Here is a 25,505-nt window from a genome sequence, read left to right as displayed (position 1 = left end):
GGCGGGCCGGTCCGGACCGTACACTCCGCGATCATGACCATGGAAAAGGTTCAGACCGACCCGTCCGCCTCCGGCGGCCCCGCCCTCTTCGCCACCATGTCCACGATGCGCGCCATGCGCCGCCTCAAGCCGGACGCGGTGCCGGACGAGACGGTGGAGCAGCTCATACAGGCCGCCGTCTGGGGGCCCAGCGGCGGCAACATGCAGTGTTACGAGTACGTGGTGGTGACCGACCGTCAGGTGATGGCGCGGCTGGCGCCGCTGTGGAAGCGGTGCGTGGACGCGTATCTGGCGACGACCGGGAAGTACGCGCCCGAGGGCATGGACGAGGCGGCATACGGCCGGATGGTGGCGGCGATCGAGTACCAGCGCGACCACTTCGCCGAGACGCCGGTGCTGATCGTGCCGTGCTACCGGTTCCCGGAACCGCGCCTGGACGAGGAGGGGCTCGCGGCCTCGGCGCGGGCGCTGGGCCCGGCGGGCACGGAGCACATGATGACCACGCGGACGCGCTTCCAGGCGCTGGCGGAGGGCTCCTGTGTCTACCCCGGGGTGCAGAACCTGCTCCTCGCGGCCCGGGGACTGGGGCTCGCGGCGAACATCACCATCTGGCATCTGATGCTCGAACAGGAGTGGAAGCAGGAGCTCGGCATCCCGGAGGACATGGCGACGTTCGCCGCGATCCCGGTGGGGTGGCCGCGGGGCAACTTCGGGCCCGTACGGCGTCGCCCGGTGGCCGACGTCATCCACCGCGACCGCTGGTAGCCGAGGTTTCGTCAACGGGCACGGGCTCCCCTGCCGGGTGATGCCCGTGTTCACCCGGCAGGCCCACCGGACTTTCAACTCCCTTCGCAATTAAGGGCGTTGCAGCCCGACACACCCCTTCAACTCGTTGTCATGCCCAGCCCGTATCGATAGCCTGACCGTGCTCCACGTCCCTCTGGCCGACCCCGGCCGGAGGGCTTTTCTCTTCTCTCCCCACTCCACAGAGCAGGAGCCCTCATGCCCCTACGCACCGCAGCCCGCACCCGGGCCCGGGTCTGCGCCCTGGCGGTCCTCACCGCCACGGCGCTCCTCGCCACCGGGCACCCGGCCAACGCGGCACCGCAACGGGACACGGCCGACCCGATGAACCGCGCCTTCGCCGAAGCGGCCCAGGAGCACGGCGTACCGCGCGATCTGCTGGCCGCCGTCGGCTACGGCGAGTCCCGGCTGAACGGTCACGCGGGCGAGCCCAGCCAGGCGAACGGCTACGGCGTGATGCACCTGGCGAGCAACCCGGTGAACCGCTCCCTGGAGAAGGCCTCCGAGCTGACCGGCGAGAGCACGGCGCGGCTGCGCCGGGACACCGCGGCCAACATCCTCGGCGGTGCGGCCGTCCTGCGCGACCACGCCGACGCGCTGGGCCTGGACGCCGCCGAGCGCCGCGACGTGAACGCCTGGTACCCGGCGGTCGCCCGGTACAGCGCCGCCGACGGACCGGCCGCCGCGCTCTACGCGGACGCCGTCTTCACGTTCCTCGCCGAGGGTGTGACCGCGACGGTGGGCGACGGCGAGCAGGTGCTCGTACCGTCCCGCCCGGTCGACCCGGACAAGGGGGCGCTGTCGGCGTCCGGCCTCTACGCCCAGAGCCAGGACTATCCCTCGGCGCGCTGGGTGCCCGCCCACTCCTCGAACTACACCGTCAGCCGATCCGCGACCGTCGACAAGGTGGTCGTTCATGTCACGCAGGGCTCGTACGCGGGCTCCATCAGCTGGTTCCAGAACCCTGCCTCCCAGGTCAGCGCCCACTACGTGATCCGCTCTTCGGACGGCGAGGTCACCCAGACGGTCCGGGACAAGGACACGGCTTGGCACGCCCGCAGCGCCAACGCCTCGTCCGTCGGGATCGAGCACGAGGGATGGGTCGACAACCCGGCCTGGTTCACGGACGCGATGTACCGCTCCTCGGCCGCCCTGACCTCCCACCTCAGCGCCAAGTTCGACATCCCGAAGAACCGGTCGCACATCGTCGGGCACAGCGAGGTTCCGGGCAACGACCACACCGACCCGGGCGACCACTGGGACTGGGACTACTACATGGAGCTGATCGGCGGCGACCCGGGCAACGGCGGCGACGGCCTGACCTTCCCCGTGTACACGACCCAGCAGTCCGGCTCGGCGGGCCCGCAGGTGACGGCCGTCCAGACGCTGCTCACCCAGCAGGGTTACGAGCCGGGCACGGTGGACGGCCACTTCGGGCCCAACACGAAGAGCGCGGTGGAGGCGTTCCAGCGGGCCCGCTCCCTCGGCGCCGACGGCATCGTCGGCCCGAAGACCTGGACGGCCCTGCTGTCGGCGGGCACGACCCCGCTCCTGTCCCAGGGCAGCTCGGGCGACGCGGTGAAGCGCCTCCAGCGCGCCCTGACAGCGGCGCTCGGCACCACCGTCGACGCGGACGGCAGCTTCGGCCCGGCCACGGAAACCGCGGTACGCGGCTATCAGAACAGCCGCAAGCTGGGCGTCGACGGCAAGGTGGGGCCGGAGACGTGGAAGGCGTTGCAGGGCGGACGGTGAGGCGGGGACCGGCGCGGGGCGCCCGGGACTGCCGTGCGCGCCCCCGCCCCGGTACCGTCGCCCTGTGTGCCACTACGCCATGACCCGGTACAAGCTGCACTTCGCCTGCGTCGGTTGCCGCGTCAGCTTCAAGCGGCATCCGGCGCAGGACCGGGAGCAGCCCTGCCCGAACTGCGGCCGCGCCCTCGTCTGCGCGGGTCACGACTTCGCCCCACCGCCGCGCCGTGACACCGCGGCCTGGGGCGCGGTGTCGGCCGTCCTGGCCGCGGGCCTGCGCTACGAGGGGCTGGAGGTGTGCGGCTGCGGCAAGGAGCCGCGCTTCCGCCCCCGCACGCGTGCGGAGGTGCGGGCCCGGCTGGCCGTGGCGGACCGCGACGGGGTGCCCGCTGCCGAGGCCCTGGCCCGCCGCGACGCGTCGGTCCCGGAGCCGGACTGACCGCTACGGCCGCCGGGGGCGGTGCCGCTCACTCCCCCGCGTCGGCCGGGTATCCGATCTCCTTGACGTCTTCGGCCAGTTCGGCGAGGACCCGCTCCGGGTTGAGAGCGGCGACGACCTCGTCGGTGAGCGGCCGGAGGGCGTAGACGTGACGGACCGCTTCCAGGTCGACGGAGACCTCGAAGTAGTCCTCCGCCCACTCCTGGTACGACTCGGGGGTGCCCGCGACAAGGAGCTGGAAGAGCCAGTCGGCGCCGTCGGAGTCCTCACCGTCCTCCGGGAACTCGACACTGCCCGCCCGCCAGCGGTCGTCGGCGGCCTCGCGCCAGAGGCAGGCGGTGACCACGGGCAGGCCGAACTCGTCGGCGAACGACGGCTCGTCCACGTAAGGGCGGAATACAGCGGGCACCTCGTCGAGCACTCCGGGCCAGGGCGCGTCGTTCACGTAGGGGCTCATCGGGGACTCGTGGTCGAACCCGCGCGCGTAGGCGCCGGCGGCGGAGAAGACCACGGAGTACTCGCCTCCCGACCCGTCCCGCATCGCGGCCATCACCTCCGTGGGCGACCACCGCGCGTCGAAGCTGTGCCAGCGGTGGTCCCACTCCGGCTGCAGGATCGCGTCCAGCATCGCCAGGGAACGGCAGAGATCGGTGAGGGCGGGTATGCCCGGCAGCCTGCGGGCCACGTCGTGAACGCTCATGGGCTCATCCAACCGCAACGGCCGGACGCGACCGCCATGCCCCTGGCCCTGCCCCGGCCGGGCGGAACGGGCGTGCGCCCCCGGAAGGGTGCCGGGCAGACTGTGGCGATGGACGCCCACCCCCGCTCGCCCCGGCAGAACGCTCTGCGGCATGTCTCCGCGGCGACGCGGTCCGGGCCGGGCGCCACGACGCGCAGGACCTGAAGCGGGTCTGGCATCTGCTGGCCCGGTTCGGCCGGTCACCCGTACCCGTGGCCGCCGAGGCCTGACGCACGCACCTGGTCCCGTACCCCGGGCGGAGTGCGGGACCGGGTGTGGCACCACTGTGGCGGTCAACCGCTCGGCGCGGACGGATCTTTCAGGCCCCCCGGGCCACCGGTGTTTCAGGGCACCTCAGGCCACCGAGGCGAGTGGCTGTCCGCTGCTGTCGTGGTGGATGGGGGTGTGCGCCCCGGTGAGCGGTACGCCGCTGCCGCCGCGCCGCACCGCGACGATCTCGGCGGCGATGGACAGCGCCGTCTCCTCCGGCGTACGGGCTCCGAGGTCCAGGCCGATCGGCGAGTGCAGCCGGGCCAGTTCACGGTCGCCGAGGCCGACCTCGCGCAGCCGTTCGTTGCGCTCCAGGTGGGTGCGGCGCGAGCCCATCGCCCCGACGTAGGCGACCGGGAGGCGCAGGGCGGCCTCCAGCAGCGGTACGTCGAACTTGGCGTCGTGCGTGAGGACGCAGAGCACGGTGCGGGCGTCGGTGTCCGTTCCGGCGAGGTAGCGGTGGGGCCATTCGACGACGATCTCGTCGGCCTCCGGGAAGCGCGCCGCGGTGGCGAAAACCGGTCGGGCGTCGCAGACGGTCACCCGGTAGCCGAGGAACTTCCCGGCCCGCACCAGCGCCGCCGCGAAGTCGATGGCGCCGAACACGATCATGCGGGGCGGCGGCACGCTCGACTCGACCAGGAGCTGGACGGGCCGGCCGCAGCGGGAGCCCTCCTCACCGATGGCGAGCGGTCCGGTGCGGCCCGCGTCCAGCAGGGCCCGGGTCTCGGCGGCGGCGGTCCGGTCGAGCGCCGGGTGGCCGCCGAGCCCGCCCTCGTAACTGCCGTCGGGGCGGACCAGGAGCGGGAGCCCGAGCAGTTCCTCGGGCCCGTCCGTGATCCGCGCCAGGGCGGCCGCCGTCCCCTCGGCGGCGGCCGCGAGCGCGGCGGCGAACACCGGGCGGGCAGGGTCGTCCGCCCGTACCGGTGTGACCAGGATGTCGATGACGCCGCCGCAGGTCAGGCCGACCGCGAAGGCATCCTCGTCGCTGTAGCCGAAGCGCTCGCGAACGGAATTGCCGTCATCGAGGGCCTGTTGGCACAGTTCGTAGACCGCACCCTCCACGCATCCGCCGGAGACCGACCCGATGGCCGTGCCGTCCCGGTCGACGGCGAGGGCGGCACCGGGCTGCCGGGGCGCGCTGCCGCCGACCGCGACCACGGTGGCGACGGCGAACTCGCGTCCCTGCGAGACCCACCGGTGCAGCTCTTCGGCGATGTCCAGCATCACGTGTCTCCTCAGGCGTGAAGGGAGGTCGGGCGTCAGTGGACGCCGAGCCAGCTCTCGATCGGGTTGAGGGCGAAGAAGACGATGAAGATCACCGTGAGCCCCCACATGAAGGCCCCGATCTCTCGGGCCCGGCCCTGGGCGACCTTGATGGCGGTGTACGAGATGACACCCGCGGCGACACCGGTGGTGATGGTGTAGGTGAAGGGCATCAGGACCACGGTCAGGAAGACCGGGATGGCGACCGAGCGGTCGCTCCAGTCCACGTGCCGGGCGTTCTGCATCATCATCGCGCCGATGACGACGAGGGCGGCGGAGGCCACCTCGGTCGGGACGATCGCGGTGAGCGGGGTGAAGAAGAGGCATGCGGCGAAGAACAGGCCGGTGACGACCGACGCGAACCCGGTCCGGGCCCCCTCGCCGACGCCGGTGGCCGACTCGACGAAGACCGTCTGGCCGGAGCCGGAGGCGACACCGCCGATGACACCGCCCGCGCCGTCGACGAACAGCGCCTTGGACAGGCCCGGCATACGGCCCTTCTCGTCGGCGAGCTTGGCCTCGGTGCCGACGCCGATGATGGTGGCCATCGCGTCGAAGAAGCCCGCCAGCACCAGGGTGAAGACGATCATGCCGACGGTCATCACGCCGACGTCGCCCCAGCCGCCGAACTCGACGTTCCCGAAGAGCGAGAAGTCGGGCATGGCGACCGCGCTGCCCTCCAGGGCGGGCGGGCCGCTGCTCCAGGCCTTGCCGTCGATGTCGACGATCGCGTTGACGGCGATGGCGACAATGGTGCCGACGATGATGCCGATCAGGATCGCGCCGGGGATGTTGCGCGCCTGGAGCATGAAGATGAGCAGGAGCGTCACGCAGAAGATCAGAACGGGCCAGCCGGCCAGTTCCCCGGCCGGGCCGAGGGAGACGGGGGTCGCCTCGCCCTTGTGGACGAAGCCCGCCTTGTAGAGGCCGATGAGGGCGATGAAGAGCCCGATGCCCATCGTGATGCCGTGTTTGAGCGCGAGCGGGATCGCGTTCATGATCATCTCGCGGAGGCCGGTGACCACCAGGAGACAGATCACCACACCGTAGATCACACACATGCCCATGGCCTGCGGCCAGGTCATGCTGGGCGCGACCTGCGAGGCGAGCACACCGGAGACGCTGAGTCCGGCGGCGAGCGCCAGGGGCACCTTGCCGACGAAGCCCATGAGCAGGGTCGTCGCGGCCGCCGCGAAGGCGGTCGCGGTGATCAGGCCGCTCTGGCTGAGGAGGTCTTCGTTGACGTCCTCCCCGCCGAGGATCAGCGGGTTGAGGAGGAGAATGTACGCCATGGCCATGAAGGTCGTGACGCCGCCGCGCACTTCGCGCGCGACCGTGGAGCCTCGTTCGGATATGTGGAAGTAACGGTCGAGCCATGATCTTCCGGCGGGGACGCGCGAGCCGGGGCCCGCGGCCTCCGCGCTGGTCTTCGGTTCCACTGACTGCTGGGTCATGATGCCTGACTCCCAAGGTTCACAGGGGCACCCGCGTGGAGATTCCTGAATGCGGGATTTGGGATGACTGCGTCGGCTGCACGACCCGGGGACGGCCGGGACGAACTGTTGAAGCAGATACGGATGTGCCGGAGGCACGGGTGTCCGTGAGGCGCTGCCGTGCGGGGAGCACGGCGAAGAACCGCGAGCGGTGCGGTGCTTGGTGTCTCCGGGCGGTGCGGGATGCGGAAAAGTGTGACGTTCTCGGCTCAGCACACCGCCCGGAGAGTCGGGGGGACCGCTCAGAAACTGCCGGGTGACGACCGGTGGGAGATCACCCGGCAGGCTCTCAGGTGCCGGTGAGGTGCTCGGGGCGTACCGGTGTCCTGTTGAGCTCAAGCCCGGTCGCGTTCCGGATCGCCGCGAGGACGGCCGGGGTGGACGACAGGGTGGGGGCCTCGCCGATGCCGCGCAGCCCGTACGGGGCGTGCTCGTCGGCGAGTTCGAGCACGTCGACCGGGATCGTCGGCGTGTCGAGGATCGTGGGGAGGAGGTAGTCCGTGAAGGAGGGGTTGCGCACCTTCGCGGTCTTCGGGTCGACGATGATCTCCTCCATGACGGCGACGCCCATGCCCTGGAGCGTGCCGCCCTGGATCTGGCCGAGGACGGAGAGCGGGTTGAGCGCCTTGCCGACGTCCTGGGCGCAAGCCAGTTCGATGACCTTGACCAGGCCGAGTTCGGTGTCGACCTCGACGACGGCGCGGTGCGCGGCGAAGGAGTACTGGACGTGGCCGTTGCCCTGTCCGGTGCGCTTGTCGAACGCCACGGTGGGCCGGTGGCGCCACTCCAGCTCGATGTCGATCGCCTCGTCCTCCAGCACGTCGGCCAGGTCGGCGAGCACTTCACCGCCGTCGGTGATGACCTTGCCGCCCTCCAGGAGGAGTTCGGCGGTGGCCCAGGCCGGGTGGTAGGTGCCGAACTTGCGGCGGCCGATCTCCAGGACCTGTTCCCGGACGGCCTCGCAGGAGTTCTTGACCGCGCCGCCGGTGACGTACGTCTGGCGGGAGGCGGAGGTCGATCCGGCGGAGCCGACCTGAGTGTCGGCGGGGTGGATGGTGACCTGGTTGACGCCGAGTTCGGTACGGGCGATCTGGGCGTGCACGGTGACGCCGCCCTGTCCGACCTCGGCCATCGCGGTGTGCACGGTCGCGACCGGCTCGCCGTTGATGACCTCCATCCGCACGCGGGCGGTGGAGTAGTCGTCGAAGCCCTCGGAGAAGCCGACGTTCTTCAGGCCCACCGCGTAGCCGACGCCTCGGACGACGCCTTCGCCGTGCGTGGTGTTGGAGAGCCCGCCGGGCAGCGAGCGGACATCGACGGCGGTGCCTTCGCTGCCCGCCGTCAGCCACTCCTGCTCGGGCGGCAGCGGCCGGGCCTTGACCAGGCGCAGCAGCTCGGCGACCGGGGCCGGCGAGTCACAGGCTTGTCCGGTGGGCAGCAGGGTGCCCTGCTCCATGGCGTTGAGCTGCCGGAACTCGACCGGGTCCATGTCCAGCTTCGCGGCGAGCTTGTCCATCTGCGCCTCGTAGGCGAAGCAGGCCTGGACCGCGCCGAAGCCGCGCATCGCGCCGCAGGGCGGGTTGTTGGTGTAGAGGGCGACCGCCTCGATCTCGACGTCCTCGATCCTGTACGGGCCGACCGAGAGCGAGGAGGCGTTGCCGACGACCGCCGGGGAGGCGGAGGCGTAGGCGCCGCCGTCCAGCACGATCCTGCACTTCATGTGCGTGAGCTTGCCGTCCTTGGTGGCGCCGTGCTCGTAGTAGAGCTTCGCCGGGTGCCGGTGGACGTGGCCGAAGAAGGACTCGAACCGGTTGTAGACGATCTTGACGGGCTTGCCGGTGCGGAGCGCCAGCAGGCAGGCGTGGATCTGCATCGAGATGTCCTCGCGACCGCCGAAGGCGCCGCCGACGCCGGAGAGCGTCATACGGACCTTCTCCTCGGGGAGGCCGAGGACCGGGGCGATCTGTTCGAGGTCCGAGTGCAGCCACTGGGTGGCGACGTACAGCTCGACGCCGCCGTCCTCGGAGGGCACGGCGAGGCCGGACTCGGGGCCGAGGAAGGCCTGGTCCTGCATGCCGAAGGTGTACTCGCCCTTGACGATGACGTCGGCCCGCTCGGCGGCCTTCTCCGCGTCGCCGCGGATGATCGGCTGGTTGTGCACGACGTTCGCGTGCGGGACGTACTTGATGTACTCGTCCGTGCGGCCCTCGTGGACCAGCGGCGCGTCGTCGGCGAGCGCGGAGGCCTCGTCGGTGACGACGGGCAGTTCCCGGTACTCGATCTTGATCTTCGCGGCGGCGCGGCGCGCGGTCTCCGGGTGGTCGGCGGCCACGATGGCGACCGGCTCACCGTGGTGGCGGACCTTGCCGTGGGCGAGAACCGGGGTGTCCTGGATCTCCAGGCCGTAGTTCTTCATCTCGGCCGGGAGGTCGTCGTAGGTCAGCACCGCGTAGACGCCGGACGTCGCCAGCGCCTCGGAGGTGTCGATGGAGACGATCTCCGCGTGCGCGACGGTGGAGCGCAGCGTCTGGCCCCACAGCATGTCCTCGTGCCACATGTCGGAGGAGTACGCGAACTCTCCGGTGACCTTCAGGGTGCCGTCGGGGCGGAGCGTGGACTCGCCGATGCCGCCCTTGGTGGGCGAACCCTGGGTGATCTCGGTGGGGGTGCCCGCCGGTACGGTCTGGGCCTTCGGGGACGTGGTCATGACTGGACCGCCTCTTCCTGACGGGCGGCCGCGAGGCGGACCGCGTCGAGGATCTTCTCGTAGCCGGTGCAGCGGCACAGGTTGCCGGAGAGCGCCTCACGGATGTCCTGGTCGGACGGCGAGGGGGTGTTCTCCAGCAGCTCGTCGGCGGCGACGAGGAGGCCGGGGGTGCAGAAGCCGCACTGGACGGCTCCGGCATCGATGAACGCCTGCTGGATCGGGGAGAGCGGGGCGGCCTCGCCCGTCTGGCCGTCGGCGGGCCGGGCCTGCCAGCGCTTGGCGGCGTCCAGGGTGGTGCCGCACGCGCCGGAGGCGCAGCCGCCGCCCGGGTGGGCGTCCTCGCGGTGCTTGGCGTAGTCGGCCAGGCCCTCGACGGTGACGACCTCGCGGCCCTCGACCTGACCGGCGGCGACCAGACAGGAACACACGGGGACGCCGTCCAGGCGGACCGTGCAGGAGCCGCACTCCCCCTGCTCGCAGGCGTTCTTGGAGCCGGGCAGGCCCATGCGCTCACGCAGGACGTACAGGAGGGACTCGCCCTCCCACACGTCGTCGGCTTCCTGCTGACGGCCGTTGACCGTGAAATTGACTCGCATGGTTACGCAGCTCCTTCCAGCGTGCGGCCCGCGCCGCGGTACTGCTCCCAGGTCCAGCCGAGCGTGCGGCGCGCCATGATGCCGACCGCGTGCCTGCGGTACTTCGCCGTGCCGCGTACGTCGTCGATCGGGTTGCAGGCGCCGGATGCGAGAGCGGCGAACTGCTTGGCGATCGCGGGGGTGATGATCTTGCCGCTCTCCCAGAACCCGCCCTCTTCGAGCGCGGCGTTCAGGAAGCTCTCGGCCTCCTTGGCCCGGATGGGCGTCGGGGCGGCGGAGCCGATGCCTGTGCGCACGGTGCGGGTCTCGGGGTGCAGCGCGAGGCCGAAGGCGCAGACGGCGATGACCATCGCGTTACGGGTGCCGACCTTGGAGTACTGCTGCGGCCCGTCGGCCTTCTTGATGTGCACGGCCCGGATCAGCTCGTCCGGCTCCAGGGCGTTGCGCTTGACGCCTGTGTAGAAAGCGTCGATAGGAATCAGCCGGATTCCGCGTACGGATTCGGCCTCGACCTCGGCGCCCGCGGCGAGCAGCGCCGGGTGGGCGTCACCCGCCGGCGAGGCGGTGCCGAGGTTGCCCCCGACGCCGCCGCGGTTGCGGATCTGCGGCGAGGCGACGGTGTGCGAGGCCAGCGCCAGGCCGGGCAGCTCGGCCCGCAGGTGGTCCATGATGCTGCTGTACGGCACGGAGGCGCCGAGCCGCACGCTCTCCTGGCCCACCTCCCACTCGGACAGCTCACCGATGCGGTTCAGGTCCAGGAGGTACTCGGGCCGCCGGTGGTCGAAGTTGATCTCGACCATCACATCGGTGCCGCCCGCGATGGGCACGGCCGTGGGGTGCTCGGCCTTGGCGGCGAGCGCCTCCTCCCAGCTGGCGGGGCGAAGGAAGTCCATGAGTGGCTCTCTTCTTCTCAATCGGGTCGTTCGCTGGGGCTGGGGACGGCCGGCCCTCGACTGGCTCGTTCTGGCTTGTCTGGCTCGTTCACGTGGCGTTCATGTTCTGTGTGGCCCAGTACACAAGCCCAGCTCCGACCGGTGCAGTCACCGAAACACTGAAGGAGTTGGCTGGTCTCCGCCCTTGTCTTGTAGATTCGAACGAATGGCGGAGATCAGTAACCTCACCGCAATTCACAGATACCCCCCGACCTCAGCGCTCCCCCACCCACGAACCCCTTCATCCACCTGCTCCTCCCCTACGGAAAAGATCGGCGGCGACGAGATGCGGCTGCGCGCACTGCTGGAGACCGACGCGCTGGGCCTGCGGCTGCTCGGCGGCGAGGACGAGCTGGACCGCACGGTCCGGGGCGTCATGACCACCGACCTGCGCGACCCAAGCCGCTACCTCTCCGGCGGCGAGCTCGTGCTGACGGGCCTCGCCTGGCGCCGGGACGCGGCGGACTCCGAGCCGTTCATCCGCATCCTGGCGGGCGCCGGGGTGGCCGGTCTCGCGGCCGGTGAAGCGGAGCTCGGCGACATCCCCGCCGACCTGGTCGAGGCGTGTCTGCACCACCGCCTCCCACTCTTCGCCGTGCACGAGACCGTGGCCTTTGCAACCATCACCGAGCATGTCGTGCGCCAGGTCTCCGGCGAACGGGCGGGCGATCTGGCGGCCGTGGTGGACCGGCACCGCAGGCTGATGACCGCGGGCCCGGCGGGCGGCGGCCCCGAGGTCGTCCTGGATCTGCTCACCTCCGACCTGGACCTGCGGGCCTGGGTGCTGTCCCCCACCGGCCGGCAGATCGCCGGCGCGGGCGAACCGCTGCCCGGACCGCTGGGCGCGACCCTGGCCGGGCACCATCTGGCGGCCACCCGCACCGGCCGCCGGGGCCCGCACCGGGCGTCCGTCGCCGGTACGACGTACTCGCTCTTCCCGATCCGCAACACCGGCCGGGGCGCGGTCCCGGCCGCCCGCGACGTACGCGAGTCGGTGCTCTCGGACTGGCTGCTGGCCGTCGAGGCGGACGCGTCGGACTGGCCGGCGCCCCGGCTCGACCTGCTCCAGGGCGTCACCCAGCTGATCGCGGTCGAACGCGACCGCCGCGACGCGGCCCGTACGGTACGCCGCAGGCTCGCCCAGGAGGTCCTGGAGCTGGTCCAGACGGGCGCCGCACCGGCCGAGATCGCCGCCAGGCTGCGGGTCGCCGCACCGGTCCTGCTGCCCGGGCTGGGGGTGGCCCCGCAGTGGCAGGTCGTGGTGGCCCGGGTCGACTGGACCGCCCCGGGGGCGGCCTCCGCCCAGGGCTCGGCGGTCATCGCGGGCTCCACGGCTCCCGCGGCCGGGGAGATCGCGAGCGGCCCGGTGGCCCAGGCGCTGCTGGAGGAGATCCTCGTCGACCCGGCGGTCAGCGGCCCCGACTCCGCCGACCGGATCGCCGTCGCCCACACGGGCGAGGAAGCCATCGCCCTCGTCCCGCTGCCTGCCCTGACCGCCCCCCTGCCGGAGGCCGGGGAGGAGGCGGCGCAGGGCCTCGGCGCGGAGTCCGACGAGGACGCCGAGACGGCCGACGGGGACCCCGCGCTGCACGCCGACGCCCTGCTGGCCGCCGTCCGCGAACCGCTCTCGGCCGGGCTCGCCGACGACGGCCGGCTGACACTGGGTGTCAGCGCGGCTGTGCATTCCGCCGAAGGGCTGCGCGGCGCGCTGGAGGAGGCCCGGCACGCCCGCCGGGTGGCCGCGGCCCGTCCGGGGCGGGTCTGCGCGGCCGGTCACCACGAGCTGGCCTCGCACGTGCTGCTGCTGCCGTTCGTCCCCGACGACGTCCGGCGCGCCTTCACCGCCCGGCTGCTGGACCCGCTGCGCGACTACGACCGGCGCCACCGCGCGGAGCTGATCGAGACGCTGGAGGCCTTCCTGGACTGCGACGGGTCCTGGACCCGCTGCGCGGCCCGGCTGCACCTCCACGTCAACACACTGCGCTACCGCGTCGGGCGTATCGAGCAGTTGACGGGGCGTGACCTTTCGCGCCTGGAGGACAAGCTCGACTTCTTCCTCGCCCTGCGCATGAGCTGATCCTCCGGCCCGCGTGGGGGTCCTCCCGGCCTTCGTCGAGTTCCCGCCGATTGTGAATTCTTTCACCTGACATTGTCCGGACCCCTTGGCCCGGCGTGCCAATCCGTGCTGAGATGCGGCGGTACTCAAGCACTCAACAGCACAATGGCGCGCTCGGGGAGGGCAATGTGGCGCATACCGCCATGTCTGGTTCCGGAACGACAGCAGATGACGATCCGCCGCTCCAGACAGCGGTATGGCGGCTGCGGTCCCGCGCCTGCTGGCTGGACGCGGCCGCCCTGCTGGAGCCGCATGCGGCGACCGACCCGGCGGCCGCGCTCCAGCGCACCGCCCTGCTGACCGAACGGTGTCTGTACACCGGACAGGGCTGGACCGAAGCCGAGGACGCGCTGCGCACGGCGGAGGCCATCGCCCGCACCGACGACGAACGCGGTGCGGCCGCCTGCGAGCGGGGGCACCTGGCGTACGCCTCGACGCTCCTCGCGGTACGGGACCGGGCCGACGAGGCGAGCGTGGCGCTCAGCCGGTCGGCGGCCCTGCTGGCCCCCGCGTCCCCCGCGCGGCCGCTGCTGGACTTCCGGCGCGGGCTGATCGCCCAGAACATCGCGGACTCGCCGCAGTCGGCGCGCGCCGCGTTCCGCCGGGCGCACGCCGGGGCGGCCAACCAGGGCGACGAGCTGCTGCTGTCCTCCACCTGGCGGCATCTGGCCGCCCTGGCCCTGCGGGAGGGCGAGCTGGCGGAGGCCCGGCACGGCTTCGCGGAGTCCCTGCGGATACGCGAGGAGCTGGGCTTCCTGGTCGGTACGGCCCCGGCCCTGATCTCCCTCGCGGGGGCGGAGCCGGAACCGGAGGCGGCCCGGCTGCGCGCCGAGGCCGGGCGGCTGTTCCGCCTCCTCGGCGGCGTGCCCACCTGGCTGGCCCCGTACCTGGGACCTCCGGCCCAGCGGACGGCCGAGGCGAGCTGAGGCGGGCGGGCCGGGTGCCGGTCCAGGTGCCCGGGCCGGATCGGGCCGGGGCGGCCGGGCCGGCTCCGGGCCGGGCCCCTGCGGTCCGAGGCCGGGCTCACACGGGTTCCGGCCCGGCTGGTACGGGGCGGGGTGGCCCTGGCTGGTACGGACCCGGGCCGGGCCGGCGTCGGTCAGCCCTGGGTGCGGTCGTCGACCGGGTCTCCCGGTCTCCAGCGCGCGTCGGTCCAGTCCGGCTTCGGGGTCGGGCGCGGCGGCGCGGGCGGCGGGTTCGGGCCCCTGTTGGGGTTCTGCGGTACGGCGGCGGACCCGGAGCCCGCGCCGCCGCCGTTCCGGGGCGGGGGCGGGACCGGCGCCTTGGGCGGTTCCGGCTTGGCCGTGCGCGGCAGGGGCAGGGTCGCCGCGGGCGAGGGCCGGGGCGGGGCGGTCTCCGTGGGAGCGGGGACGGCGGTGGGGCTCGGCGAAGCGCTCCGACTCGGGCTCGGGCTCGGTGACGTGCTCGTGCCGGGGGTCGGCGTGCCGGTGGACCCGCTCTGCGTCGGCGAAGGCGTCCGGGCGGGGGGCGTACGGTCGTCCGCCCCGCCGGAGCAGCCCGCGAGTCCCACGGCCAGGGCGGCCGCGGCCAGCGCCCCGGCGACCGGCCCCCGCGCGCGTCTTCGTACCGTCGCCGACTCCGTACGCATCATCCCCGCCCCCGCTTCCCGCGCTTCCCGCGCTCTCCGCCGCGCGGAAACGATCATGATCGCGCGGTGCGGGCACACCCTATCCGCAGGGCGGCCGGGTGGATACGCGGGCCGTACCGGTCAGCCGTCGGCGCCGGCGAAGTGCTCGCGGACCAGGGCCTGGACGACGGTGAGGTCCTGGGCGATGAGGGCGTCGAGCAGGGCGGTGTGCTCGGCCGCGTCCGCCAGCAGATCGGCCCGGCGGGTGGCGGGACCCGAGACCAACGGCCACTGGGAGCGCCGGTGGAGCTCGTCGGCGATCGCGACCAGCTGCTCGTTGCCCGAGAGCGCGAGGACCGCGCGGTGGAAGGCCCGGTCGGACTCGGCGTAGCTCGCCCTGTCGCCCACGGCGGCCGCCGCGACCGTGGCGTCCGCGAGCGGGCGCAGCACGCCCCAGCGGGCGACCGGAACCGTACGGGCCAGACGCAGCATCACCGGGACCTCGATCAGGGCGCGCACCTCGGCCAGCTCGGCCAGCTCGCGGGGGCCGCGCTCGGTGACCCGGAAGCCGCGGTTCGGCACGACCTCGACGGCGCCCTCAAGGGCCAGCTGCTGCATCGCCTCGCGCACCGGCGTCGCGGAGACCCCGAAGCGGCCGCCGAGGACCGGGGCGGAGTACACCTGGCCGGGGATCAGCTCGCCGTCGACGAGCGCGGCGCGCAGGGACTCCAGAATCTGCCCCCGGACGGAGTGGCGCCGCACCACCCGGGGGGCGGGCGGTTCACTGTGGGTGTGCTCGCCCCGGGCGAAGGCCTCGCCGCGCGCCTGATGCGGCACCCGGCCCTCCCCTTCTTGCGTGTGCGGGGACGCGCCGGGAGCGTACGCCGGACGTGCGCCCTCGCGCGCGCTGCCCTGCTCCACCGGGACCTCCTCCACCTGCCGCGGGCCGACTCGCGTACGCCGAACCTCCTGTGCACGATAGAGGCAGGAGGCTGCAGTTCAAACATCGACGGCATCGGGTAAGGTAAGCCTTACCTGCACACGATCCCGATTCGGTGGTCCCTGCATGACCCTCTCCCCGCCGTTCACCGGTACCGCGACGTCCCCCGTGACCGCCGCGTACGCCCGACTGACCGAGGTCTTCCCCGGTCTGCGCGCCGACGTGCTCGACGGCGACGCGGTCGCTCCGTCCGGCGCGGGCTGGGTCGGCGCGGCCGAGCTGGCAGCCGGCGGGGCCGCCGTGGACACCTTCCTGGCCTGGGACAACGCCCAGGTGCTGCGCGACTACGGCCAGCAGGCCCGCCCGGACGTGGTGGCCAGCTTCGGTCTGCACCGGTATGCCTGGCCCGCCTGCCTGCTGGTGACGGTGCCCTGGTTCCTCCAGCGGCGGGTGGTGCGCATCCCGGTCGAGGACGTCTCCTTCCAGCGGGCGCTGGGGCACCTGACCGTGCGGGTGAGGGAATTCGCCTGCCTGCCGGACGACCCGGCGGCCGGACTCCCCGGGGCCAAGGTCGTCCCGGACGAGGCGGCGCTGCGGGCGGAGGTCCTGGCTTCCCTGACCGAGCACCTCGCCCCCGTCCTGGAGGGCTTCGGGCCACGCATGCGGCGCGGCAAGCGGGCGCTGTGGGGGATGGCGACGGACGAGATCGTCGAGGGCCTCTGGTACATCGCGCATCTACTGGGCGAGGAGCGGCGCGCGATGGCCGAGCTGGAGCTGCTGCTCCCCGGCACCACGAAGCCGTACGTCGGCACGGCCGGGTTCCGTGAACTGACCGGGCCCGAGGGTCAGCCCCTGCCGACCCGCGACCGGGCGAGCTGCTGCCTCTTCTACACCCTGCGCCCCGAGGACACCTGTGTGACCTGCCCGCGTACCTGCGACGCGGACCGCGTGCGGAAGCTGAGGGCTGCCCCGTAATCCCTGGCGGGACAGCCCTCAGCCGCGGCTTCCTGATCCACACCGCCCGTCCGGAGGACGAGGAATCGAACGCAACCCGGTTGAACCGGGCGGGAGTTCGAGAAGATTCCACCCATCGATAGCCTCTCCCACCCCCATGGCGTGCTCTTGTCCCGAAACCCCCGGAGCGGGACGGGAATTCCGTCACGATGGCGCACGAAACGCCCTACGTGACGCAAGGGACCGCGCATGAGACTGACCGACATATCGCTTGACTGGCTGCTTCCGGGCGCCGTGCTGCTCGTGGGGGTCATGGCGGCGGTGACGGTGGTCGCACGCGGCAAGCGTGCCGCCGGCAAGGCCGCGGCCGACGACTCCTGGGAACGCAGCGAGGAACGCCGCAGACGCAAGGAAGCGCTCTACGCCACCGCCTCGTACGTCCTGCTGTTCTGCTGCGCGGCGGTCGCCGCCGCGCTCTCCTTCCACGGGCTCGTCGGCTTCGGTCGGCAGAACCTGAACCTCACCGGAGGCTGGGAGTATCTGGTCCCGTTCGGGCTGGACGGTGCCGCGATGTTCTGTTCCGTGCTGGCGGTACGGGAGGCGAGCCACGGAGACGCGGCGCTCGGCTCCCGGCTGCTGGTGTGGACGTTCGCCGGGGCCGCCGCCTGGTTCAACTGGGTGCACGCGCCCCGGGGCATGGACCACGCGGGCGCTCCGCACTTCTTCGCCGGGATGTCCCTCTCGGCCGCGGTGCTCTTCGACCGCGCGCTGAAGCAGACCCGCCGGGCCGCGCTGCGCGAACAGGGCCTGGTGCCCCGTCCGTTGCCGCAGATCCGGATCGTCCGCTGGCTGCGGGCGCCCCGGGAGACCTTCGGCGCCTGGTCGCTGATGCTCCTCGAAGGCGTACGCACGCTGGACGAGGCGGTCGACGAGGTGCGGGAGGACCGCAAGGAGCAGGAGCAGAACCGGCTGCGCCGAAGGGAGCAGGCGAAGCTGGACCGGGCCCGCATCAAGGCCCTGAACCGGCAGAACCGCGCCTGGGGGCGCGGCCGCACCGGCCACCGGATGGAGGTCCAGAGCCTCCCCCCGGCTTCGGGCGGCGCCCCGCCGCCCGTCGCGGAGCCTGCCATAGCAGAGCCGGGACAGCTGCCTCTGCGACCCCGGCCATCCCTGCAAGCCGTCGGCCCGAAGCCGTCGGCGGACGGTTCGAGCTCGAAGAGCCTGGACGCTTCGAACCAGGGACATGACCCGCGGACGGTCGACCTCACCGCCGAGGACGACACCCAGACGCTTCCGCGGCTCGATTCACTGGAACAGAAACTCAAGGATCTGGAGCAGCAGTTCGGCTGAGCTCACTGCGCGGTGGAGGGACCCTCAGGGCCTTTCGCCGTGCAGCTCGAACCAGACCACCTTGCCCAGGGCCCGTGCCTCCACGCCCCAGGCGTCGGCCAGGCTGCGGACCAGGATCAGGCCCCTGCCGTGCGTACCGTCGTCGGCGTTCGGTACGTACGGCGCGGGCAGGTCCGCTTCAAAGTCCTGAACCTCCACGCGCAGCGTGGCGGGTGTCGCCGTCGCGGTGACGACCGCCCCGTGCCGGGTGTGGATCAGCGCGTTGGTCACCAGTTCGCTCACCAGGAGCTCCGCCTCCTCCGTCCGCTCCAGGGGACAGGAGCGATGTCGCAGGAACTCCCGCAGCTCTCGGCGTACTTCCCCCACCGCCGACCGTTCCGTATGACCCACTCTGCGGCGCATCCGGGCCGCCTGCGGCGCCTGACCCGGTCTCCGGCCCCGGGGGCCGCACCCCTCGACGACGCCGGCCCTCTTCTGACGCTTCGCCATTTCCCCCGCCCGCACAGTGAACCGACCTCCTCCGTCCGGCTGCCCCCTCGAACAGCCTCACGGGATGCATGCCCCTGTGCGCACACGGTCACGCTTGTCGACTCATCAATAAGTGAATGGGCGGGAGCGGTGAGGGGCGCACGGGACACCCCACCCGCGCACACCGTCATCACCCGGGCGCAGCCCCGGCCGGAGCACGAGACTGAGCTACCACGCAGGACGCCCCCTCCCCCGAGGAGCTGTGATGCACGACGACCGCACCCTGGTGGAGGGCCGCCTGGAGCGGGCCCTGAACCAGTTCCTCCGCCCGGCGCAGTACGCCGCCCGCACTCCGCTCGCCCTGTCCGTGTGGCATGTGCCGGGCGAGCCGGTGCCGGTAGGTGAGGCCCGGGGCGCGGGCTTCGAACCCTTCTCGGTCGGTACGGAGTGGGGAAGGCCCTGGTCCACGAGTTGGTTCCGGCTCGAAGGAACAGTGCCCGAGGTCTGGGCGGGGCGCCGGGTGGAGGTGGTCGTGGACCCGGGGTTCACCGGACAGGGGCCCGGCTTCCAGGCGGAGGGGATGCTGTACGACCATCTGGGCGTCCCCCTCAAGGGTGTTCATCCCCGCAACCGGCACCTGACCGTCGCCCGCCCGGCGGCGGGCGGCGAACCGGTCGCTCTCCTCCTGGAGGCGGCGGCCAATCCGGCCGTCCTGGAGCACGGCTTCGAGCCGACCCCGCTCGGTGACGTCCTGACCTCCGGTGACCGCCCCCTGTACCGCTTCGCCTCGGCCGACCTCTCGGTGCTGGACGAGGAGGTCTGGCAGCTGGTCCTGGACATCGAGGTGCTGTCCGAGCTGATGTACGAGCTGCCCGCCGACCGGTCGCGGCGGCACGAGATCCTGCGGGCCCTGGAGTCCATGCTCGACGCGCTGGACCTGCACGAGGTCTCCGGCACCGCGGCGGCGGCGCGGGCGGAGCTGGCCGAGGTGCTGGCCCGGCCCGCCTCCGCGAGCGCGCACCGGATCTCGGCGGCCGGCCACGCACACATCGACTCGGCCTGGCTGTGGCCGCTGCGCGAGACGGTCCGCAAGGCCTCCCGTACGTTCGCCAATGTCACCGCCCTCGCCAAGGAGTACCCGGAGCTGGTCTTCGCGTGTTCGCAGGCCCAGCAGTACGCCTGGGTGAAGGAGCACCAGCCGCACATCTGGGACCGGATCAAGGAGGCCGTGGCGGCGGGGCAGTGGTCGCCGGTCGGCTCGATGTGGGTGGAGTCGGACGCCAACCTGCCGGGCGGCGAGGCGCTGGCGCGTCAACTCGTCCACGGCAAGCGGTTCTTCCGCGATGAGCTCGGCGTCGACACGGAGGAGATCTGGCTCCCCGACTCCTTCGGCTACACCGCCGCCTTCCCCCAACTGGCACGGCTGGCCGGGGTGCGGTGGTTCCTCACCCAGAAGCTGTCGTGGAACCAGCACAACAGGATGCCGCACCACACCTTCTGGTGGGAGGGCATCGACGGCACCCGGGTCTTCACCCACTTCCCGCCCGTCGACACCTACAACGCCCAGCTCAACGCCCGCCAACTGGCGCACGCCGAGCGGAATTTCGCCGACAAGGGCCGGGCCACCCGCTCCCTGGTCCCGTTCGGCTGGGGCGACGGCGGCGGCGGTCCGACCCGCGAGATGCTGGAGCGGGCCCGCAGACTGCGAGATCTGGAGGGCTCACCCCGGGTGACGATCGAGAGACCCTCGGCCTTCTTCGCCGCGGCCGAGGAGGAGTACGGGAAGCAGGCACCCGTCTGGTCGGGCGAGCTGTACCTGGAGCTGCACCGGGGGACGTACACCACGCAGGCGAAGACCAAGCAGGGCAACCGCCGCAGTGAACACCTGCTGCGGGAGGCGGAGTTGTGGGCGACGGCTGCCGCCCTGCGCTCCCCCGCCTACACCTATCCCCACGGGCGTCTCGACCAGGTGTGGAAGACGGTGCTGCTGCACCAGTTCCACGACATCCTGCCCGGCTCGTCGATCGCCTGGGTGCACCGCGAGGCGCGGGAGACCTATGAGGAGGTACGTGCCGAACTGGCGGACATCGTGGCGGACGCGGTGGCCTCGCTGGGCCCGGCCGAGGCCATGGTGGCGCTCAACTCCTCTCCGTACGAACGCGTTCAGGTGATCGAGCTGGACGCCGAGGCGGCCGGGGTGCTGCCGTCCGGGGCCCAGGTCCAGGAACTGGGTGAGGGCCGGGCGGCGGTGCTCGCCCGGAGTCCGGGGCTCGGCGCGGGCCCGCTGGACGGTGCGGCGGTCCCGGAGCTCCCGGTGACGGCGGAGGCGTCCGGCAGCCGCGGAATCGTGCTGGACAACGGACTGCTGCGGGTCGGGGTGGACGGCGACGGGCTGATCGCTTCGGTGTACGACGTGGCCGCCGGGCGTGAGGTACTGGCCCCGGGCGCCCGTGCCAACCTCCTCCAGCTGCACCCGGACCACCCCAACCACTGGGACGCCTGGGACATCGACCGGCACTACCAGCGGTCCCGCACCGATCTCACCGCGGCCGATGCCGTGTCTCTGGTGGAGGAGGGCCCGTTGCGGGCGGCGGTGCGGGTGGTGCGGTCCTTCGGGCGGTCCACCGTCGTCCAGGAGCTGCGGCTCGCGGGGGGCAGCCGGCAGCTCGACATCGAGACCGAGGTGGACTGGCAGGAGTCGGAGAAGGTCCTCAAGGCGGCCTTCCCCCTCGACGTGCACGCCGAACGGTCCACCGCCGAGATCCAGTTCGGCCATGTCCACCGGGCGACCCATGACAACACGTCGTGGGACGCGGCCCGGTTCGAGATCTGCGCGCACCGCTGGCTGCGGGTCGCCGAACCCGGATACGGTGTCGCGCTGCTCAATGACTCGACGTACGGGCACGAGGTGACGCGGACCCCGCACCCGGAGGGGCTGGGCACCACGGTCCGGCTCACCCTGCTGCGCGCCCCGCACAGCCCGGACCCGCTCACCGATCTCGGCACGCACCGCTTCCGCTACGCACTCGCGCCCGGCGCGGAGGTGACCGATGCCGTACGGGAGGGGCTGGCGCTGAACCTTCCGCTGCGGGCGGCGGTGGCCCCGGTGGTGCCCGCGCTCGTGGCGACGGGCCATCCGGCGGTGACGGTCGAGTCGGTCAAGCTCGCCGACGACCGCGGCGGTGATGTGATCGTACGGATCTACGAATCGGCGGGCGGCCGGGCGCGGGCGCGGCTGGCGGTGTCCTTCCCGGTAGCGGGAGCGCGGATCACCGACCTGCTGGAGCGGCCGCTGCACCCGGCGGTGACCGACGGGGAGGAACTCGTCCTGGAACTGCGGCCGTTCCAGATCCTGACGGTGCGCCTGACACCGGCGTGAGCACCCGCCCCGCCCTTGAAGAGGCTCAGGGGCGGGGCACGTTACGGAGGTTGGAGCGGGCCATCTGGAGCATCCGGCCCACTCCGCCGTCCAGCACGATCTTGCTGGCGGAGAGCGCGAAGCCGGTGACCATGTCGGCGCTGATCTTCGGCGGGATGGAGAGCGCGTTCGGGTCGGTGACGACGTCGACGAGCGCGGGCCCCTTGTGCTTGAACGCGTCCTTGAGCGCGCCCTGCACCTGCTTGGGCTTCTCCACGCGGACGCCGTAGGCACCGGCCGCACGGGCGATCGCGGCGAAGTCCGGGTTCTTGTTCGTCGTCCCGTACGAGGGCAGTCCCGCGACGAGCATCTCCAACTCGACCATGCCCAGGGAGGAGTTGTTGAACAGTACGACCTTCACCGGCAGGTCGTACTGGACCAGGGTGAGGAAGTCGCCCATCAGCATGGAGAATCCGCCGTCGCCGGACATCGCGACGACCTGCCGCCCACGGTCGGTGAACTGCGCGCCGATCGCCTGCGGCAGTGCGTTGGCCATCGAGCCGTGGCTGAACGAACCGATCACCCGCCGCTTGCCGTTGGGCGTCAGATAGCGGGCTGCCCAGACATTGTTCATGCCGGTGTCGACGGTGAACACGGCCTCCGGGTCGGCGACTTCGTCCAGCACGGAGGCGACGTACTCGGGGTGGATCGGGGTGTGCTTCTCGACCTTGCGGGTGTAGGCCTTGACCACGCCCTCCAGGGCGTTCGCATGCTTCTTCAGCATCCGGTCGAGGAACTTGCGGTCGGTCTTGGGCTTCACCCGGGGCGTCAGACAGCGCAGGGTCTCACGTACATCGCCCCAGACCGCGAGGTCGAGCTTGGAGCGGCGGCCGAGGCGCTCGGGGCGGACGTCCACCTGGACGATCTTCACATCGTCCGGGAGGAAGGCGTTGTAGGGAAAGTCGGTGCCGAGCAGGATGAGGAGGTCGCACTCGTGGGTCGCCTCGTAGGCGGCGCCGTAGCCGAGCAGCCCGCTCATCCCCACGTCGTACGGATTGTCGTACTGGATCCACTCCTTGCCGCGCAGGGCGTGCCCGACCGGTGACTTGATCTTCCCGGCGAACTCCATGACCTCGGGGTGCGCCCCGGCGGTGCCGCTGCCGCAGAACAGCGTCACCCGTTTGGCCTCGTCCACCATCCGGCAGAGCTGGTCGATCTCGTCGTCGCCGGGCCGGACGGTCGGCCGTTCGGTGACGAGCGCGTGCTCGATGCTCTTCTCGGGTGCCGCCTTGGAGGCGACGTCCCCCGGCATCGAGACGACGCTGACGCCGCCGCGCCCGATGGCGTGCTGGATCGCCGTCTGGAGGAGCCTGGGCATCTGTTCCGGGTTGGAGATCATCTCGTTGTAGTGGCTGCACTCCTGGAACAGCAGTTCCGGATGGGTCTCCTGGAAGTAGCCGAGGCCGATCTCGCTGGAGGGGATGTGCGAGGCGAGGGCGAGCACCGGGGCCATGGAGCGGTGGGCGTCGTACAGGCCGTTGATGAGGTGCAGATTGCCGGGCCCGCAGGAGCCGGCACAGGCCGCGAGGCTGCCGGTGACCTGGGCCTCCGCACCGGCCGCGAAGGCGGCGGTCTCCTCGTGGCGGACGTGGATCCAGTCGATGGACGGATTACGCCGGACGGCGTCCACCACGGGGTTCAGGCTGTCACCGACGACACCGTACAGACGTTTGACGCCTGCCCTGGCGAGGATGTCGACGAACTGCTCCGCCACGTTCTGCTTGGCCATGGATGCGCACCCTTCCTTGCCCGTGCTCCGTGCACTTCGGCTGTCCGGACTGCGGAACCCGAGACTCCGGCGGATCGGGCTCCGCAGTCCATCAACCCACGGCGGGCGCGGTTACGCCTCCCAGACGGCGGCACAGGTGCGGTCGTCGGCGTACCCCTTGATCCGGAGCTGGGTGTCGGCGAGAAAGGCCGGCAGCCCGGGCGGTCCGCCGGTCCCCCAGCGTTCGGCCAGCTCTCCCGGGAGCGCCGCCTCGCCGCGCATCGGCTCGGCGAGCCCGTTGCTGCACAGGAGCAGCGTGTCACCGGGGCGGGCGACGGAGGCCCGGAAGCGGAAGGGCTGGGCGGGCGGTGGGACGGAGCCCTGGGCGGGCGGCGACGGGGGCGTGATCTGGAGGTCCATGGTCAGCCGGTCCCCGTCCGGCCCTTCCTCCTGTTCGCCCGCCGCCTGTGGGGCGCTGCCCTCCGGGACCAGGGGTTCCAGGTCCTGCCAGAGGCCGTCGCGGAGCCGGAACAGTCCTCCGCTGCCGACGCCGAAGAAGACGCGGGTGCGGCAGTCGGGGTCGGCGGACAGCAGCAGACAGCGCAGGCTCGCGGTGTACTCGGCGGGTTCGACGCCCAGTTCGGCGGCGCGGGCGCGGAGCTTGCCGTAGGTACGGTCGGTGAGCCGGTGCAGCCCCGACTTCAGGTCGCCCCGGCGGCCCGCCCCTATGTCCTCGGAGAGCCGGGCGTGGCTGCGGGCGACGGCCCCGCCGATCCAGCGGCAGGCGTCGGCCGCGGCGAGGTGCGCCGCCTCACTGGCCCGCGCGCCCCCGGCGACGGCGACGAGCACGAGGGCGCTCTCGCCCGCCCCGAACCGGGCGGTGAGCAGCCCGTCGCGCCGGGGTTCGCCGCGGAACCGGGCGGAGTCGCCCCGCACGGACGCGACGCGCAGGGTGTACGTCCCGTACCGCGCGCCGTCCAGCACGGTGTCGGGGACCAGGCCGTCCAGGTTGTCCGAGGTGGCGGAGGGCAGGGCGGCGGGCTCGGCGTCGTAGGTGGGCGGCCGGTCCCCGAGGTGCCCGACGACCGGTCGCGCGCCGGGGGCCCCGGCGGCCGCGGGGTCCGGCGGCAGTGCGTGCAGGGCGCTCGGGTCGGCCGCGACGGCCGGCTCGGGCGCGGCCGGGGGTCCGGGCGGCCGGGGCGCGGCGAACGTCCGCGGACCGCTCCGCCCGGCGGGCGGCTCCCAGGGAGCCGGGAAGACGGTGGTGCGGGGAGCGGTGGGGAGCGGGGGCGGGGCGGACGTGGCTGCGGGCGTCGACGGCGGTACGGAAGCGGCGGCCGGGCGGGGTGGGATGGCGTCGGTCCCGGGCCTGGCTGCCCGGCGGTTCGGCAGCCCGGCCGGAGCGGCGTCGCGCGGCTCCGGCAAGGCGACCGGTCCGTGGCCCGTGCCCGCCTCCGGCCCCGCCCCAGCCCGAGCCCCGGGCGCCGAGGTGGCCCGGTCGATGGCGGGTGCGGGTGCGGCCGGGCGCCGGTCGGGCTCCGGGATCGTGTCGCGCTTCGCATACGGGTCCCAGGCGGACCGCGGGTCCGGTGTGAGGTCGGGGTCCGGCGTGAGGTGCGAGTCCGGCGTGAGGCCCGGGTCCGGCGTGAGGCCCGGGTCCGGCGTGAGGTCGGGGTCCGTTTCCGGGTCCCACAGCGCCGCTCTGTCCGCCTCCGGGTCCCACGCGGCCCCCGCGCCCCTGCCCGTGTCCGCCTCCGGCGGCCGGTGTATGTCCCGGCGGTCGCCCACCGTCCTGCCCACCGTGTACGACACGGAGTCGAAGCGGTCGTCGAGGCTGTCGGGCGCGCTGCTGGGACCGGTGTCCGGCGCGGTCTCGTCGTACAGCTTCCGCCACCAGTCGTCCTCATGGGCGGCGGGCTTCTCCCCCTGCTGACTCATGCCCTTATTGTCCACCGCGGACAGCGCCCG

Annotated in this window: 19 protein-coding genes; 8 read left to right on the top strand and 11 right to left on the bottom strand. The window is 72.5% G+C overall.

The window, feature by feature from the left end; all coding sequences use genetic code 11:
• Window positions 1-33: 33 nt before the first annotated feature.
• The 3 genes from RI138_RS27910 to RI138_RS27900 all read left to right on the top strand — a co-directional run bounded on the left by RI138_RS27910 (window position 34) and on the right by RI138_RS27900 (window position 2,992).
• Window positions 34-765 carry a nitroreductase family protein gene (locus tag RI138_RS27910; protein WP_311122103.1) on the top strand — a complete coding sequence of 244 codons (732 nt, stop codon included), beginning with the start codon at window positions 34-36 and terminating at the stop codon, window positions 763-765.
• A 237-nt stretch (window positions 766-1,002) separates the two neighbouring features.
• Entirely contained in the window at window positions 1,003-2,556 is a 1,554-nt protein-coding gene (locus tag RI138_RS27905; RefSeq protein ID WP_311122102.1) for a peptidoglycan-binding protein, read from the top strand.
• A gap of 64 nt (window positions 2,557-2,620) precedes the next feature.
• A complete protein-coding gene (locus tag RI138_RS27900) occupies window positions 2,621-2,992 on the top strand; it encodes a hypothetical protein (protein ID WP_311122101.1) in 372 nt (123 codons plus the stop codon).
• Between the two features lie 28 nt (window positions 2,993-3,020).
• On the opposite strand, the gene RI138_RS27895 is transcribed toward RI138_RS27900, so the two are convergent.
• The 6 genes from RI138_RS27895 to RI138_RS27870 form a co-directional block, all read right to left on the bottom strand.
• The gene (locus RI138_RS27895; RefSeq protein WP_311122100.1) at window positions 3,021-3,692 is read right to left on the bottom strand and encodes a hypothetical protein; all 672 of its coding nucleotides are present in this window, start codon (window positions 3,690-3,692) and stop codon (window positions 3,021-3,023) included.
• Between the two features lie 393 nt (window positions 3,693-4,085).
• Window positions 4,086-5,228 (bottom strand): XdhC family protein, encoded by a 1,143-nt coding sequence (locus tag RI138_RS27890; RefSeq protein WP_311122099.1) that lies wholly within the window; start codon window positions 5,226-5,228, stop codon window positions 4,086-4,088.
• Between the two features lie 35 nt (window positions 5,229-5,263).
• Window positions 5,264-6,721, bottom strand: coding sequence for an NCS2 family permease (locus tag RI138_RS27885; protein ID WP_311122098.1), 1,458 nt, complete (start codon window positions 6,719-6,721; stop codon window positions 5,264-5,266).
• A 328-nt stretch (window positions 6,722-7,049) separates the two neighbouring features.
• The gene (gene pucD / locus RI138_RS27880) at window positions 7,050-9,467 is read right to left on the bottom strand and encodes a xanthine dehydrogenase subunit D (protein WP_096625498.1); all 2,418 of its coding nucleotides are present in this window, start codon (window positions 9,465-9,467) and stop codon (window positions 7,050-7,052) included.
• Window positions 9,464-10,063: a (2Fe-2S)-binding protein gene (locus tag RI138_RS27875; RefSeq protein ID WP_096625500.1), complete on the bottom strand. Its 600-nt coding sequence runs from the start codon at window positions 10,061-10,063 to the stop codon at window positions 9,464-9,466. Before RI138_RS27875 ends, pucD begins: the two co-directional genes overlap by 4 nt.
• A gap of 2 nt (window positions 10,064-10,065) precedes the next feature.
• A complete protein-coding gene (locus RI138_RS27870; protein WP_096625502.1) occupies window positions 10,066-10,956 on the bottom strand; it encodes an FAD binding domain-containing protein in 891 nt (296 codons plus the stop codon).
• A 325-nt stretch (window positions 10,957-11,281) separates the two neighbouring features.
• Between RI138_RS27870 and RI138_RS27865 the strand changes: the two genes are divergently transcribed.
• Together RI138_RS27865 and RI138_RS27860 are read left to right on the top strand one after the other, a co-directional pair.
• A complete protein-coding gene (locus tag RI138_RS27865; RefSeq protein WP_311122097.1) occupies window positions 11,282-13,072 on the top strand; it encodes a PucR family transcriptional regulator ligand-binding domain-containing protein in 1,791 nt (596 codons plus the stop codon).
• Window positions 13,073-13,254: 182 nt separating this feature from the next.
• A complete protein-coding gene (locus RI138_RS27860) occupies window positions 13,255-14,037 on the top strand; it encodes a hypothetical protein (RefSeq protein ID WP_311122096.1) in 783 nt (260 codons plus the stop codon).
• 173 nt (window positions 14,038-14,210) lie between these two features.
• Here the strand turns inward: RI138_RS27860 and RI138_RS27855 are convergent, their stop codons facing one another.
• A complete protein-coding gene (locus RI138_RS27855) occupies window positions 14,211-14,723 on the bottom strand; it encodes a hypothetical protein (RefSeq protein WP_311122095.1) in 513 nt (170 codons plus the stop codon).
• 117 nt (window positions 14,724-14,840) lie between these two features.
• Entirely contained in the window at window positions 14,841-15,620 is a 780-nt protein-coding gene (locus RI138_RS27850; RefSeq protein ID WP_311122094.1) for a GntR family transcriptional regulator, read from the bottom strand.
• A 145-nt stretch (window positions 15,621-15,765) separates the two neighbouring features.
• On the opposite strand from RI138_RS27850, the gene RI138_RS27845 reads away from it, so the two are divergent.
• Window positions 15,766-16,614 (top strand): (2Fe-2S)-binding protein, encoded by an 849-nt coding sequence (locus RI138_RS27845; RefSeq protein ID WP_311122093.1) that lies wholly within the window; start codon window positions 15,766-15,768, stop codon window positions 16,612-16,614.
• A gap of 228 nt (window positions 16,615-16,842) precedes the next feature.
• Complete coding sequence (locus RI138_RS27840; RefSeq protein ID WP_096625510.1) at window positions 16,843-17,943, top strand: DUF2637 domain-containing protein; 1,101 nt, start codon at window positions 16,843-16,845, stop codon at window positions 17,941-17,943.
• A 24-nt stretch (window positions 17,944-17,967) separates the two neighbouring features.
• Here RI138_RS27840 and RI138_RS27835 read toward each other — a convergent pair whose 3' ends face one another.
• Window positions 17,968-18,333, bottom strand: a complete 366-nt coding sequence (locus RI138_RS27835; protein WP_311123037.1) for an ATP-binding protein — start codon at window positions 18,331-18,333, stop codon at window positions 17,968-17,970.
• Window positions 18,334-18,676: 343 nt separating this feature from the next.
• On the opposite strand from RI138_RS27835, the gene RI138_RS27830 reads away from it, so the two are divergent.
• On the top strand, window positions 18,677-21,790 hold the full coding sequence (locus RI138_RS27830) for an alpha-mannosidase (RefSeq protein WP_311122092.1): 3,114 nt from the start codon (window positions 18,677-18,679) through the stop codon (window positions 21,788-21,790).
• Between the two features lie 25 nt (window positions 21,791-21,815).
• Here RI138_RS27830 and RI138_RS27825 read toward each other — a convergent pair whose 3' ends face one another.
• Together RI138_RS27825 and RI138_RS27820 are read right to left on the bottom strand one after the other, a co-directional pair.
• Entirely contained in the window at window positions 21,816-23,558 is a 1,743-nt protein-coding gene (locus tag RI138_RS27825; RefSeq protein WP_311122091.1) for a pyruvate dehydrogenase, read from the bottom strand.
• Between the two features lie 111 nt (window positions 23,559-23,669).
• On the bottom strand, window positions 23,670-25,475 hold the full coding sequence (locus tag RI138_RS27820; RefSeq protein WP_311122090.1) for a protein phosphatase 2C domain-containing protein: 1,806 nt from the start codon (window positions 25,473-25,475) through the stop codon (window positions 23,670-23,672).
• Window positions 25,476-25,505: the final 30 nt, after the last annotated feature.

Origin of the sequence: Streptomyces durocortorensis (assembly GCF_031760065.1) — a bacterium.
Classification (GTDB): domain Bacteria; phylum Actinomycetota; class Actinomycetes; order Streptomycetales; family Streptomycetaceae; genus Streptomyces.
This window is presented reverse-complemented; position numbering and strand designations above follow the sequence as displayed.